Source organism: Streptomyces sp. CNP082 (assembly GCF_059570535.1).
Map to the genome: position 1 here is coordinate 99,608 of NZ_JCANSZ010000022.1, position 13,355 is coordinate 112,962.

At 74.4% G+C, this 13,355-nt stretch carries 10 protein-coding genes; all 10 read right to left on the reverse strand.

The features are described from left to right. Positions 1-6 precede the first annotated feature (6 nt). Positions 7-1,176: a sensor histidine kinase gene (locus tag B124_RS19040; protein WP_496504080.1), complete on the reverse strand. Its 1,170-nt coding sequence runs from the start codon at positions 1,174-1,176 to the stop codon at positions 7-9. Then, positions 1,157-1,810: a response regulator transcription factor gene (locus B124_RS19045; protein ID WP_496504081.1), complete on the reverse strand. Its 654-nt coding sequence runs from the start codon at positions 1,808-1,810 to the stop codon at positions 1,157-1,159. The genes B124_RS19040 and B124_RS19045 overlap by 20 nt, the downstream gene beginning before the upstream one ends. 146 nt (positions 1,811-1,956) lie before the next feature. Continuing rightward, a complete protein-coding gene (locus B124_RS19050; protein WP_496504082.1) occupies positions 1,957-3,213 on the reverse strand; it encodes an ABC transporter permease in 1,257 nt (418 codons plus the stop codon). Next, entirely contained in the window at positions 3,210-3,938 is a 729-nt protein-coding gene (locus tag B124_RS19055; RefSeq protein WP_496504083.1) for an ABC transporter ATP-binding protein, read from the reverse strand. Before B124_RS19055 ends, B124_RS19050 begins: the two co-directional genes overlap by 4 nt. Further along, positions 3,935-5,302 carry a peptidoglycan-binding protein gene (locus B124_RS19060; RefSeq protein ID WP_496504084.1) on the reverse strand — a complete coding sequence of 456 codons (1,368 nt, stop codon included), beginning with the start codon at positions 5,300-5,302 and terminating at the stop codon, positions 3,935-3,937. Before B124_RS19060 ends, B124_RS19055 begins: the two co-directional genes overlap by 4 nt. Next, positions 5,299-5,844: a hypothetical protein gene (locus B124_RS19065; RefSeq protein WP_496504085.1), complete on the reverse strand. Its 546-nt coding sequence runs from the start codon at positions 5,842-5,844 to the stop codon at positions 5,299-5,301. The genes B124_RS19060 and B124_RS19065 overlap by 4 nt, the downstream gene beginning before the upstream one ends. A gap of 153 nt (positions 5,845-5,997) precedes the next feature. After that, on the reverse strand, positions 5,998-6,201 hold the full coding sequence (locus B124_RS19070; protein ID WP_496504086.1) for a ferredoxin: 204 nt from the start codon (positions 6,199-6,201) through the stop codon (positions 5,998-6,000). 26 nt (positions 6,202-6,227) lie between these two features. After that, positions 6,228-7,442 (reverse strand): cytochrome P450, encoded by a 1,215-nt coding sequence (locus B124_RS19075; RefSeq protein ID WP_496504087.1) that lies wholly within the window; start codon positions 7,440-7,442, stop codon positions 6,228-6,230. A gap of 8 nt (positions 7,443-7,450) precedes the next feature. Then, positions 7,451-8,614 carry a cytochrome P450 gene (locus B124_RS19080; protein WP_496504088.1) on the reverse strand — a complete coding sequence of 388 codons (1,164 nt, stop codon included), beginning with the start codon at positions 8,612-8,614 and terminating at the stop codon, positions 7,451-7,453. Positions 8,615-8,748: 134 nt separating this feature from the next. After that, a partial coding sequence (locus B124_RS19085) for an alpha/beta fold hydrolase (protein ID WP_496504089.1) occupies positions 8,749-13,355 on the reverse strand: 4,607 nt, incomplete at its 5' end.

Sequence of the window (13,355 nt, forward strand, 5' to 3'; positions counted from 1 at the left end):
GCCCCCTCACCAGTCCCCCGGGTCCGGCGGCGGGAACTCCACCGTGACCGCCAGCCCGCCCTCGGGCCCCGGCACCGTGGTCACCTCCGCGCGGTGCGCGGCGGCGACGGCGCCGACGATGGACAGTCCCAGGCCGTAGCCGCCGCCGGCCGCCCGCGGCTGCAGCCGCTGGAACGGCTCGTACAGGCCGGGGATGCGCTCCGCGGGGATCCGCGGGCCGCTGTTGACCACCCGCAGCATCGGATAGCCCGTCTCCTTCACGCCCGTGGCCACCCGCACCCAGCCGCCGTCCGGGGTGTAACGCAGCGCGTTCTCCACCAGGTTGCCGGCGAGCCGGGCGATGAGCCGTTCATCGCCCGCGGTGACCGCGGGACGCAGCGAGGAGTGCAGGTCCAGGGTGCCGGGCGTGGCGCAGGTGCGGTCGTGCACCACCTTGCGTACGACCCCCGCGAGGTCGACGGGCTCGGCGACGACCAGCCCGCTCTGGCTGCCGGCCAGTGTCAGCAGCGCCTCGATCAGCCGCTCCTGCTCCTCCCCCGAGGCGACGACCCGCTCGCACACGGCACGCAGCGAGGCCGCGTCGGCGCCGGGCTGGGAGAGCTCCACCTCGACCATCGCGCGCTGCAGCGTCAGCGGGGTGCGCAGCTCGTGGGAGGCGTTGGCGACGAACCGGCGCTGCGCCTCGAACGCGGCGTCCAGCCGGGACAGCAGCCCGTCGAAGGTGTCGCCGAGGTCCTTCAGTTCGTCGTCGGGGCCCGCTATGGCCAGCCGCGCGTGCAGGTTGTGCCCGGAGATCTGCCGGGCCCGGGCCGCCATGATCCGTACCGGCCGCAGCACGCGCCCGGCCATCACCCAGCCCAGCGCGACGGACACGGCGGTCATCAGCGCCAGCGCGATCCCGGCCTGCGCGACCAGGGCCTGCAGCGCGGCCTCGTGGCGCTCGGTGACCACGTGCTCGATGTCCGCCGGGTCGCGGTGTGTCTCCCGAGGGCTGTCGAACTTGACGAGGACGCCCTTGGTGGCGTCGCCGCGGGCGACGAGCGCGTAGGTGATGGCGAGCAGCGCCACGCCGGAGAGCAGGAACAGCGCGCCGTACAGCAGCGTCAGCCGGAGCCTGACGGTCCAGCGGAAGCGCCTGCCGGCGCCGCCGGCGGGCTCAGATGCGGTATCCGGCATGGGGGATGGTCTCGATCACCGGCGGCTCGCCGAGCTTGCGGCGCAGCCTGCTGACGGTGACCTTCACGGCGTTCGTGAACGGGTCCGCGGCGCCGTCCCAGGCCCGTTCGAGGAGTTCCTCGGCGGAGACCACCGCGCCCTGCGCGGACAGCAGCAGCTCCAGCACCGCGAGTTCCTTGCGCGACAGGTCGAGCCGGCGCCCGCCCCGGCTGGCGAGGTGCTGCGCGGGGACGAGGGTCAGGTCGCCGCGGGTGAGGACCGGCGGCACGGCGTTGGCCGGGCGGCGGCCGAGGGCCCGTACGCGGGCGATCAGTTCCGCGAACGCGAAGGGCTTGGTCAGGTAGTCGTCGGCGCCGAGGCCGAGGCCGTCGACGCGGTCGGCGACGGTGGTGGAGGCGGTGAGCATCAGCACCCGGGTGCTGCTGCCGTGTCTGGTCAGCGCGCGGCACACGTCGTCGCCGTGCAGCCGGGGCAGGTCGCGGTCCAGCACGATCACGTCGTACTCCCGGCTCGTGGCGCGGTCCAGGGCCTCCTGGCCGTCGTACGCGAGGTCCGTGTCCATGCCGTCCCCGCGCAGCCCGGTGGCGACGGTCTCGGCCAGCTCCCGGTGATCCTCCACGATCAGCACATGCATGCCGCCCAGCGTGCCGCAGGCCGCGTAAGCCCCCGGTAACAGCCCAGGTCACAGGGGTGCCGTGGCTGTGCCCCCGCTGCCCGGAGAGGCAGCGGGGGCACGGCGGCCCGGCGGGACATGCCCGCCTGCCGGCACACCGGCGCGGGTCAGGTGGTGGCCAGCGCCTCGGTGGGCGGCAGCCGGGCGGCGCGGACCGCCGGGTAGAACCCGGCGAGTCCGCCGATGAGGAGCGTCGCGCCGATGCCGCCCGCCATCGCCCACACCGGCACCACCGTCGCCCAGTCCTGGGACGTGGCGTAGCCGACGGTCACGCCGATGCCCAGCACCACGCCGCCGAGGCCGCCGAGCGCGGACAGCAGCAGCGCCTCGCAGAGGAACTGGCTGCGGATCTGGCCGCGGGTGGCGCCGAGCGAGCGGCGCAGGCCGATCTCGGAGCGGCGTTCGAGGACGGAGATGACCATGGTGTTGGCCACGCCCACGCCGCCGACGATCAGCGCCACCCCGCCGAGTCCCAGCAGCAGGCCGCTGAGCGTCTCGTCGGTCGCCTCCTTGGCCTCCAGGGCGTCGGAGGGGCGGGAGACGGTGGCCTCGTTGGGGTTCTCCGGGTTGGCGGTGGCGCCGAGGACGGACTGCACGTCCGAGACGGCGGATTCCGCGCTGCGGGTGTAGATCGTCGTGGGGTTGCCGGCGAAGCCCAGCTCGTCCTCGGCGACGTCCCAGCCGACCAGCGCGGCCGAGTCCAGCTCGGGCACCAGCTCGTTGTACGCGGTGAGGCCCACGACGGTGAACCACCTGCCGCCCAGCCAGACCTGCGCGTCGGGCCCCGCCTCGTAGATCCCCAACTGCTCGGCGGCCTTGGGGCCGAGGACCACCGCGGGATAGCGGCCGGTCGCACCGTTGAGCCAGCGGCCGTCGGTGATCTGCAGCCCGACGGACTCCGGCAGGTCGGTGCGGGCCGCGCTGACGCTCAGGCCGCCGGTCTGCTCCTCGGGGATCCGGTCGTTGCGGAAGACATTGGCGTCGACGCGCCCGATGGCGGAGACGTTCTCGACCTCGGGGATGGCCCCGATCATGGCCACGGACTCCTCCGGCAGGCTGGCCTCGGAGCCCGAGAACGACTGGCCGGGGGTGACGGTGAGCAGGTTGGTGCCCAGGGCGTTCAGCCGGCGGTCCAGATCCTCCGTGGAGGAGGTGGAGATGCCGACGACCCCGATCATCGCGGCGATGCCGATGGCGATGCCGAGTGCGGAGAGGAACACCCGCATGGGCCGCGAGCGCAGCCCCGACCCCCCGACCCGCAGCACGTCCGCCGGGGTCATCCGGGCGGGCTTCGGCGCGGTGGGCGGCGGCGGTGCGGGCGGCTGTGCTTGGTCGAGCTCCGCCGTCGCGTGCGGCGCGGTCATCGGACGGCCTCCTGGGGGAGCCGGGCGGCCGGAAGGGCGGCGCCGGGGGCGGAGTCGTGCTCGATGCCGCCGTCCTTGAGGCGGACTTCGCGGGGCAGGGAGGCGGCGATGTCGCGGTCGTGGGTGATGACGACGACGGTGGTGCCGGCCTCGTGGAGCTGGTGCAGCAGCTCCATCACGACCGCCCCGGAGCGGGAGTCGAGCGCGCCGGTGGGCTCGTCGGCGAGCAGCAGGGGCGGGTCGCCGAGGACCGCGCGGGCGATGGCCACGCGCTGCTTCTCGCCTCCGGAGAGCTGGTGCGGCTCGTGGTAGAGGCGGTGGCCGAGGCCGACGCGGCGCATGGCCCGCTCGGCCAGGCGGCGCCGCTCGGCGCGGGTCCGGCCGCTGTAGAGCAGCCCGTCGGCGACGTTGTCCAGCGCCGGGACGCCGGGGGCGAGGTGGAACTGCTGGAAGACGAAGCCGATGGTGCCCGCCCGCAGGGCCGACAGCTCCCGGTCGCTGAGCCGGTCGACGTCGTGGCCGTCGATGCGGACGGTGCCCGCGGTGGGCCGGTCGAGCGTCCCCATGATGTTGAGCATGGTGGACTTGCCGGAGCCGGACGGGCCGACGACGGCCAGCAGTTCGCCGTGGCGGATGACGACGTCGGCGGAGCGGAGTGCGGCGACGTCCCCGTAGGTCTTGGTGACCCCGGTCAGTTCCACCACCGGACGGGGCGGGACGGTCACGACGGGACCCCCACGGACATGCCCTCTTCGACGCCGTCGCCGCTGACCTCGACCAGCCCGTTGGCGAACATGCCCAGCTCGACGGGCACGGACTCCGTGTTCCCGCCCGCGGTCACCTTCTGCACCGCGTAGCCGCCGCCCTGCCGGGCGACGAGCGCGTTCACGGGCACCGCGAGCACGTTCTCGCGGGTGTCCGCCTTGAGGACCACGTCGACGGGGGCGGCCTGGTAGCGGCCGAGCTTGTCCTGCTGCCCGACCGTCAACTGCAGGGGCAGCGTGGACTCCTGGTCCTCCTCGCCCTCGGCGCCGGCGGCACCGGAGGCCGTGTCGGTCGGCGGGGTGCCGATGTCGGTGACCTCGCCGTTCACGGTGGTGCCGTTGGGCAGCTCGACCTCGGCTTTGGTGCCGGTCTGTACGAGGTCCTCGAACTGAGCGTCCAGCTCCACGGAGACGACCCGCTCGGTGCCGGTCCAGTCGAGGACCGCGCCCTCGGCCTTCGCGCCGGGCCAGGTCTGCAGCGCGGCGACGCGCCGGGCCCCGGGGGCGGTGACGGCGTCGCCGGGCTCGACGGCACCGGTCTCCTCCCGGCCCATGTCCTCTTGCCAGGCGGCCACCGCGTCCGCGGTGTCCGCGCTGTACGTCTCGTCGACGGTGAACCCGGTGTAGCCGAGCTTGGCGAGGTTGCGTTCGAGCAACTCGACGTCGCCGCCCTCGCTGCCGTCCGACAGCGTCCGGTACAGCGGTATGTCGCCGTAGAACAGCGGGACCTTCTCGCCGTCGATGCCGTACACGGTCTCGCCGCGCTCGATCGTGGCGCCCTCGTTGGGCGTCCAGGTGACGATCCCGGCGCCTGTGCCGGCAGTATCGCCGCCGGAGTCCGCCGCGGATCCGGCGCCCTGGCCCGGCTGGGCGCCGGCGTCGGGGGCCGTGCCGCTGCCCGTCGAGCCGAGGGCCTGCACGGTGGTCACGTCGCCGTAGCCCAGGGTGCCGTCCACGGTCTCGCTGCTGGTGAGCGTCGTACGTTCCACCTGGGCCGTCGCCGCCGGTCCCGACGGGCCGGCGACGGGCTCCTCGGAGTCCTCGCCGCCGAGCGCGCCGGTGGCGGCGAGCCCCGCCGCGGCGGCGACGCCGATCGCGATCACCACGATCAGCGTCATCCGCAGCCTGCGGCCCTTGCGCACCGGCTCGGGGCCGCCCGGCACGTCGCCGCCCCCGGCGGGCGGGTCGACGGTGGCGAGTTCGCCGCCGGGCCCGCCCGGCTCGGGGTCGCCGTCCGCGGCGAGCGGGCCCGGCGAGCGGACCTCCAGCGCACCCGCCGGCCGTGCCCGCAGATTCAGCTCTTCCGTCTCCTCACGGCTGGTCACCGCATGCCCCCGCCGATCCGCATGCCGCCACCGGGGTACTTGTCCTGGCATGCCTGCCGGGCCGGTTCGAAGGTCTCCGGGTCGACGGCGCCCATGTCCACGACCATGCTGTTGCCCTCGATGTCCGGGTCGGGGAAGTCGGGCAGGCCGTTCTGCCGGATGCACTCGGCCCACTCCGCGACCTTCTCGGAGTCCAGCGGCTCACCGCCGCCCGGGCCGCCCTGGCGCTGCGGCTGCTTGTCGCGGCAGGCTTCCTCGGCGGCCTTGAACTCGGCGGAGGACGGGTCGAGTCCGCCGCCCTGTTTGAACATGACGCCGCCGGTGTCCTGCACCGGGTCCTCGAACTCCGGCACCCCGTTGTCACGCATGCACTGCGCGTACTCGACCGCCTGGTCGAACTGGCTGCCCGGGGAGGCGGACGTGCCGCCGTCGGAGGAGGCGGCCTCTGAATCGTCGGAGCACCCCGCCAGCACGACACTGACGACCAGTGCGGACGAGGCGAGCAGGGTCTGCGCGAATGCGCGTTTGCGTGTGGTGAACATGGGCCAAGTTCTACGCGAGCGCCGGTCACAGGGCGGATACAGAACGCCGCCTGCTGTGGGCACAGGCGGCGGCTTTCATGAGAATTCCATGAATAGGGTTCTGTCAGCGGTGCTCAGCGCGTTGCGTGGGCACGCTTTATCTTCAGCAGAACTTCAGGGGACGCCGTCGTGCAGCGAGATGGCCCGCCCGGGGCACCGTCCGGCGGCGCCGCGTACGGACCTGACGAGCGCGGGATCGGGGTGCGCGGTGGTGAGCAGCACCTTGCCGTCGTCCTCGGACTGGTCGAAGACGGCGGGCACCTGCATCATGCACAGCCCCGACCCCACGCACCGGTCGCGGTCGACCCGTACCTCCATCGTCGTCTCCTCTCTCCGGCCGCAGGTCACCAGGCGACCGGCAGCCGCTCCAGGCCGTAGGCGGTCGAGTGCAGCCGGAACGGCACCTCCGCGGCCGGCGCGGCGAGGCGCAGGTGCGGGAAGCGGCGCAGCAGCGCGGTGTAGCCGATGGCGAGTTCCATGCGGGCGAGCGCGGCGCCCAGGCAGTGGTGGATGCCGTGGCCGAAGGCGAGGTGGGCGGAGGGCTCGCGGGCGGGGTCGAAGCGGTCGGGGGACGCAGTCAGGGCCGGGTCGCGGTTGGCCATCGGCAGGGAGACGAGGACGTGTTCGCCCGCCTTGACGTGCTGTCCGCCGACGGCGACGTCCTCCAGGGCGGTGCGCGGCGTGGGCACGTGCGGCACGGTCAGGTAGCGCAGCAGCTCGTCCACGGTACGGTCCGCCTCCCCGGGGTGCGCGCGGAACTCCGCGAGCCGGTCGGGGTGTTCGAGCAGCAGCAGGGTGCCCAGGCTCAGCATCCCGGAGACGTTGTCGAGGCCGGCGAGCATCAGCAGCACGCAGACGCCGCGGAGTTCCTTGTCGGTGACGTCGGCCCCGTGGTCGCGTACGAGCGTGCCGAGGAAGCCGCCGTCGGGGTCGCGGCGCTGCCCGGCGACCAGGGCGGCGAGGTAGCGCGAGAAGGCGGCGCCGGCGGCGGCCCGCGCCTGCCGGCCGCGGCCCTGGTCGAGGTGGAGCCGGGCGCGGCGCAGGAATGCGCCGCGGTCGTCCCTGGGCACGCCGATCAGCTCGCAGAGCACCGCGCCGGAGACGGGGGTGGCGAACTGCGCCACGAGGTCGGCGGGCGGACCGGCGCGTTCCACGGCGTCGAGGCGGTCGGCGACGATCTCCTCGATCCGGGGGCGCAGGCGGCGGATCCGGCGCACGGTGAACTCCGGCGTGAGCATCTTCCTGAGCCGGGTGTGCTCGGGCGGGTCGTAGTCCATGAGCTGCCCGATCATGTCGTCCGGGCGGTGGTCTGGGGGGTCCGCCGCGTCCGTCCGCGCCGTGCGGCCGAAGCGGCGGCGGGTGGAGAACCGGACGTGGTCGCCGAGGACTTGGCGTACCGCGTCGTATCCGGTGACCAGCCAGACGTACTCCGCGCTGTCGCCCGGACCGACGTCGACCCGGGTGACGGGCCGGTCGGCGGCGAGCCGGCGCAGGCCCTCGGCGGGGTCGAAGCGCGTTCTGCGGGTGTGGACGGGCACGGGCCCGATGCGGCGTGGCACGGGTCCTCCTACCAGGCGACGGGCAGCGCTTCGACGCCGTAGTTCGGCGCGTGCGTCCGGTAGCGCAGCTCTTGGGGCGGTACGGCCAGGTGCAGCCCGGGGAAGCGGCGCAGCAGCCGCGGGAGCGCGATCCTGAGCTGCACGCGGGTCAGCGGGGCGCCGAGGCAGTAGTGGATGCCGTGGCCGAAGGCCAGGTGGGAGCCGGCCTCGCGGGTGATGTCGAACCGGTCGTGGCCGGCGCCGTCCTCGGCGGCCCGGTTGACCGCGAGCAGGGAGCAGACCACGACGTCGCCCTTCTTGATCACCGCGTCGCCGACGGGCACGTCCGCGAGGGCGGTGCGCGGCGAGGAGGTGGCGATCACGGACACGTACCGCAGCAGTTCCTCCACCGCGCGGTCGGTCAGCTCCGGCCGCTGCAGCAGAAGCGCCTGCTGGTCGGGGCGGCTGAGCAGCAGCATCGTGCCGAGGCCGAGGGTGCCGGCGACGTTCTCGTAGCCGGCGGCCATCAGCGACGTGCCGATGCCGGTCAGTTCGCTGTCGGTGACGTCGTCGCCGTGCTCGCGGATCAGCATGCCGAGCAGGTCGCCGCCGGGGTCGCGGCGCTTGCGCGCGACGAGTTGGCTCATGTAGCCGACGTACGCCTTGCCCGCTGTCATCTGCTGGGTGCGGCTGCGGTTGCCGGCCCGGCTGATGTCGAGGTTGCGGGCCAGTTCCGCCTGGTCGTCGCGGGGGACGCCGAGCAGCGCGCAACTGACGAGCCCGGGGATGGGCCAGGCGAAGTGACGCATGAGGTCGGCGGGCCGGCCGGCGCGTTCGAGCGCGTCGAGGCGTTCGGTGACGATCTCCTCGATGAAGGGCTCCAGCCTGCGCATCCGCCGGTTGGTGAACTCCGGGGTGAGCATCTGGCGCAGCCGGGTGTGGTCCGGCGGGTCGTACTGCAGAAGGTTGCCTTCCTGGATCTGGCGCCGCCGGTCCTCCTCGGTGTCGGCGGGCGGCATGGTGCTGAAGTGGTCCGCGTCGCCGAGGATCCGGCGCACTTCGGCCTGCCCGGTGGCGACCCAGTCGCGCGGGGTTTCCAGCAGCGGCGTCTCCTGGCTCATCCGGCGCAGCTCGGGCAGGGGTTCGAGGCCGTCCCTGCGGTTGTGTACGGGAATCTCCGGTGCTTTGGCCACTCGCCCGCTCCCTCCTGAATTCGTGCTGCCTGAATGCGTGCGTCTTCCGCCGCGCGCCGCACGTGCGGGCGCGCTGCGCCGGGCGGCATGACGGAATCCTGTTTTCCGGGTTCCGTATCCCGTGGTGCGCCGGCTCATTTCTCCCGGGCCCCGTCCGGATTTCCCAGCCGCTCGGCGAGAATGCGGCCGATTCGCGCCGCGGGGGCGGATTTCAGCATTCCGAAGTGGTCGGCCGCGATCTCGTGCGGTTCGACGTTCCCGGCGGCGTACGGCTTCCAGCTCTCGACGGCGTCGGCGACGGGAAGCCGCGCCGGCCGGTCCTCGGTGGCGACGAAGAGCAGCAGGTCGCCCGCCGTACGGCGCGGGGTGTGCTCGGGCGCGAACCCCGCCGCGTTGCGCATGACCTGCTCCATCCGCGAGCGCAGCCGCCCGCTGACCCCGGGCACCGCGGCTTCGTCGCCGCCGGGGCCGAGGAGCCGGCCCTGCGGCGCGGACGCGGCCGCGGCGCGGCCGGCGGCGTCCTCGTTCGAGAACAGCGACGTGCCGGCACCGCCGTCGGGGTACGCGTCGAGCAGCGCGAGCAGTTCCACGCGCTCGCCCTGCTCCTCCAGCCGGGCGGCGACGGCCTGCGCGAGCATGCCGCCGAAGGACCAGCCGAGCAGGTGGTACGGGCCCTCGGGCTGTACGGTCCGGATCTCGTCCGCGTAGTCGGCGGCCATCTCGGCGACGCTCTTGGGCATCGGCTCGGGTCCGGCGAGGCCGCGCGCCTGGATCCCGTACACCGGCCGGTCCTGCGGGAGGTGCGGCACGAGGACCGCGTAGCTCCAGGCGAGGCCGGTGGCGGAGTGCACGCAGAACAGCGGCGGGCCGCTGCCCTCGGTGCGCAGCGGCAGCAGCACCCCGAGGTCGCCGCCGCCCTCCCGGCGGCGGGCCTGTGTGAGCGCCGCGTCGGGTTCGCCGGCCTGCCGGCCGCGCACCGTCAGCAGCCCCGCGGAACTCCACCGGGCGCGCTCGCCCGTACGCAGCATCCGCTCCCCCGCGGGCCCGTACGGGCAGGCGACGAAGTGCTCGCCGGTGAGCCTGGTGCTGCCGTGGTAGCCGCGGGCGAGGGTGGCGCCGGCGACGTAGAGGTCGCCGACGGCGCCGGGCGGGACCGGGCGCAGCCGGTCGTCGAGGACGTAGGCGCGGGTGTGGGGTCGCAGCCTGCCGGTGGGCACCTCGGCGGCCAGCGGCGCGCCGGGGGCGGTGCGGTGGCGCAGCCAGGGGCCGGCGGTGCCGGGCGGTCCGTAGCCGGTGACCAGGGCGGCGTCCGGGTGGCGGGCGCGCCACTCGCGGGCGTCGACGTCGGCGGCGGGGGTGCCGTCCTCGACGACGGTGACCTCCGCGAACGACGGGTCGTCCGGGGGCAGTTCGGCCAGCGTCCACAGCAGGTCGCGGGTGGTGAGCGCGCGGCGGGCGGCGTTCGGGTCGGGCTTGCCGAGCAGGACGCTCTCGCCGGCGCACAGCGCGCCGAGCAGCGGGGTCACCACGGCCTCGACGGGGGCGCGTTCGTCCAGCGTCAGGTGCCGCGGCATCCCGTCGGGCGCGGGGTCCCCGGCCTCGTCGGATCCGTGGGCTCCGTGGGCTGCGTACGCGAGGTGGCTGACCAGCGAGCGGTGCTCGAGGACGACGCCCGCGGGCACGCCGTGCGGCGTCGTGGAGTCCAGCAGCAGCGCGGCGTGACCGGGCCGCGGCAGACCGGTGCCCGTGCCGTCGGCGAGGCCGGGCCCCGCGTACGTGCCGCGGGCGGCGGCCAGGACGGGGTTCCCGAGCGGGACGACCGTCATCGCGTGGTCGGCGGGCAGCAGCCCGGCGGTGGTCGCGGTGCAGATCAGCGCGCCGGGCCGGTTGCCGCGCAGCGGCGCGAGCGCCTGCATCGGCCGGTCAGGACCGGTGAACAGGCAGGCGGCGCCGGCCTTGAGCACGCCGAGCAGCGCGACGGCGAGCCGGGCGCCCAGCGGCAGCGCCACGGCGACGACGTCCTCCGCGCCGACGCCGCGGGCGGCCAGCCGGCGGGCGAGCATCCCGGAGGCGGTGTCCAGCGCCCCGTACGTCAGCGCACCGTCCTGGTCGGTGACGGCGACGGCGCCCGGGGTGCGCGCCGCCCGGTCGGCGAGGAGGCCGACGACGGTGGTGTCCGGCAGCGGCGCCGCGGTGTCGTTCCACTCCCGTACGAGGCGGTGGTGCTCGGCCGGGTCCAGGATCACGTCCACGTCGCCCAGGCGTACGTCCGGGTCGTCCGCGACCTGCTGCAGCACACGCACCAGACGGTGGGCGAGCGCGGCGGCGCCGGCGGCGTCGAACAGCTCGGCGGCGTAGCACAGATGGCCGTCGAGGCCGCCCGGTGAGCCGTCGCCCCGATACCACTCGCTGAGGCTGACCGACAGATCCAGCTCGGACGCGGCGGGGCCGAGGTCGAGGCGGCTGGTGCTCAGTCCCGGCAGCTCGGAGGTGTCCTCCTCGTCGGTGGTGCCGTCGCGCACGTCGAGCATGACCTGCACGACGGGGTGCCGCGCGGCGGACGGCGGCACCTCCAGCACGTCGACCAGGCGCTCGAACGGCAGGTCCTGGTGGCGGCGCGCTTCGAGGTTCACCTCCCGTACGCGGCGGAGCAGTTCGCGGAACGCCGGGTCGCCGGAGGTGTCGGTACGCAGCGCGACGGGTCCGGCGAAGGGGCCCACCACGCCCTCCAGCGCGCCCTCCTCGTCCCGCCGCGGCAGCAGCGCGCCCAGTGTGACGTCGGTGCCCGCGCCGAGCCGGGTCAGCAGCAGCGCCAGCGCCGCCTGCACGACGGTGAACGCGCCTTCGCCGGCCTCGTCCAGCGCACTCAGCCGCTCGTGCACGTCGGCGCCGACGCGCAGCGGCACCCGCCCGGTGCGGTGCGTCGCAAGCTGGGGCCGCTGCCTGTCCGCGGGCAGGGGCAGCTCCGGGGCGAGGCCGGCGAGTGCGTCCTTCCAGTACGCCACCTGGTCGCTGATCAGGCTCTCCGGATCGTCCTCGCAGAGAAGCAGTTCGCGTTCCCAGAGGGCGTAGTCGGCGAACTGCAGTGGCAGCGGCGCGCGTTCGGGCGTCCGCCCCTCGCGCCGTGCCCCGTACGCCGCCGACAGGTCCCGCAGCAGCACGTCCAGCGACTCGTCGTCGGCGGCGATGCGGTGCACGACGAGGAGCAGCACGTGCTCCGTCTCCGACAGCGCGAACAGGGTCTGCGTCCACGGGACCTCGCAGGTGAGGTCGAAGGCGTGGGCGGAGCGGTCCTCCAGCAGCTCCGGCAGCTCCGCCTCGGTCGCCGGGACCACGTCGGGCTCGGGACGGGCGGCGGTGGCGCTGAGGACGCGCTGCCGCGGCCCGGCGCCGCCCTCGGCGGCGAAGGTGGTGCGCAGCGCGTCGTGGCGGGCCGCGACGTCGCCGAGCGCGGCGCGCAGCGCGGCACGGTCCAGCGTGCCGGTGAGGCGCAGCGCCACGGAGGTGCGGTAGGCGGCGGCGTCCTCGGCGAGCCGGGACATCAGCCACGTACGCAACTGGCCGGCGGACGCCGGCACCTCGTGCGGGTGCTCGACGGCGCGGAGCACGGGGCGCGTCTTGGACGCCAGCATCCGCGCCACGCCCGCGGGGGTGGGAGCGCCGAAGAACTGCCGCATGACCAGCTCGGCGCCGAAGTCCTCCCGGATCCGCCCGGCGAGGCGCATCGCGAGCCCGGAGTCGCCGCCGAGGTCGAAGAAGTTGTCGTCAGCTCCGACCCGTTCGGCGCCGAGGACGTCGGCGAAGAGCAGGCACAGCGCCTCCTCGGTCTCGCCCTCGGGCGCGCGGCCGGTGGCGCGCTCGGCGAAGTCCGGGGCGGGGAGAGCAGCACGGTTGAGCTTGCCGCTGGGTGTCAGCGGCAGGCTCTCCAGCGCGAGCACGGCGGCGGGAACCATGTGTGCGGGCAGGTGGGCGGCGGCGTGGGCACGCACGGCGTCGATGTCCGCCTGCGGGCTGCCGGTCACGACGTAGGCGATGAGTCGCTTGTCGCCGGGGTGGTCTTCGCGTGCGATGACGGCGGCGCGGGAGACGTCGGGGTGGGCGGCGAGGACGGCTTCGACCTCGCCGGGCTCGATACGGAAGCCCCGTATCTTGACCTGCTCATCGGCACGNCCGGCGAAGTGCAGCAGCCCGTCGTCGGACCAGCGGGCCAGGTCGCCGGAGCGGTACATGCGTAATCCGGGCTCGAAGGGACANGCCACGAAGCGCTCCGCGGTCAGCCCCCGGCGGCCGATGTAGCCACGGGCCAGTCCCGGGCCGGCGATATAGACCTCGCCGACGACACCCGGGGGTACGGGCCGCAGGAANTCGTCCAGCACGTNGGTGTGGGTGTTGCCGATCGGGCGGCCAATGGCCGGAGGCGGATCGGCAGGGGTGATATTCGCTTGGAGAGGTACGGCNGTGGTGATCACNGTGGCCTCGGTCGGGCCGTAGGTGTTCCACACCTGCGCCTGCCCGACCCACCGCGAGGCCAGACCGGCGGTCAGCAACTCGGCGCCCAGCACCCAGTTCCCTACNCCNGNCACCGCAGCCGGATCGAGGACACTCAGCAACGACGGCACGACACTGGCCACGGACACACCCGCGCTACGCACCATCTCCGCCAACGCCGCAGGCACCACCCGCTCCTCATCGGAGGCAATCGCCAACGTGCCACCGGCAGCCAGCGTGACGACAACATCCA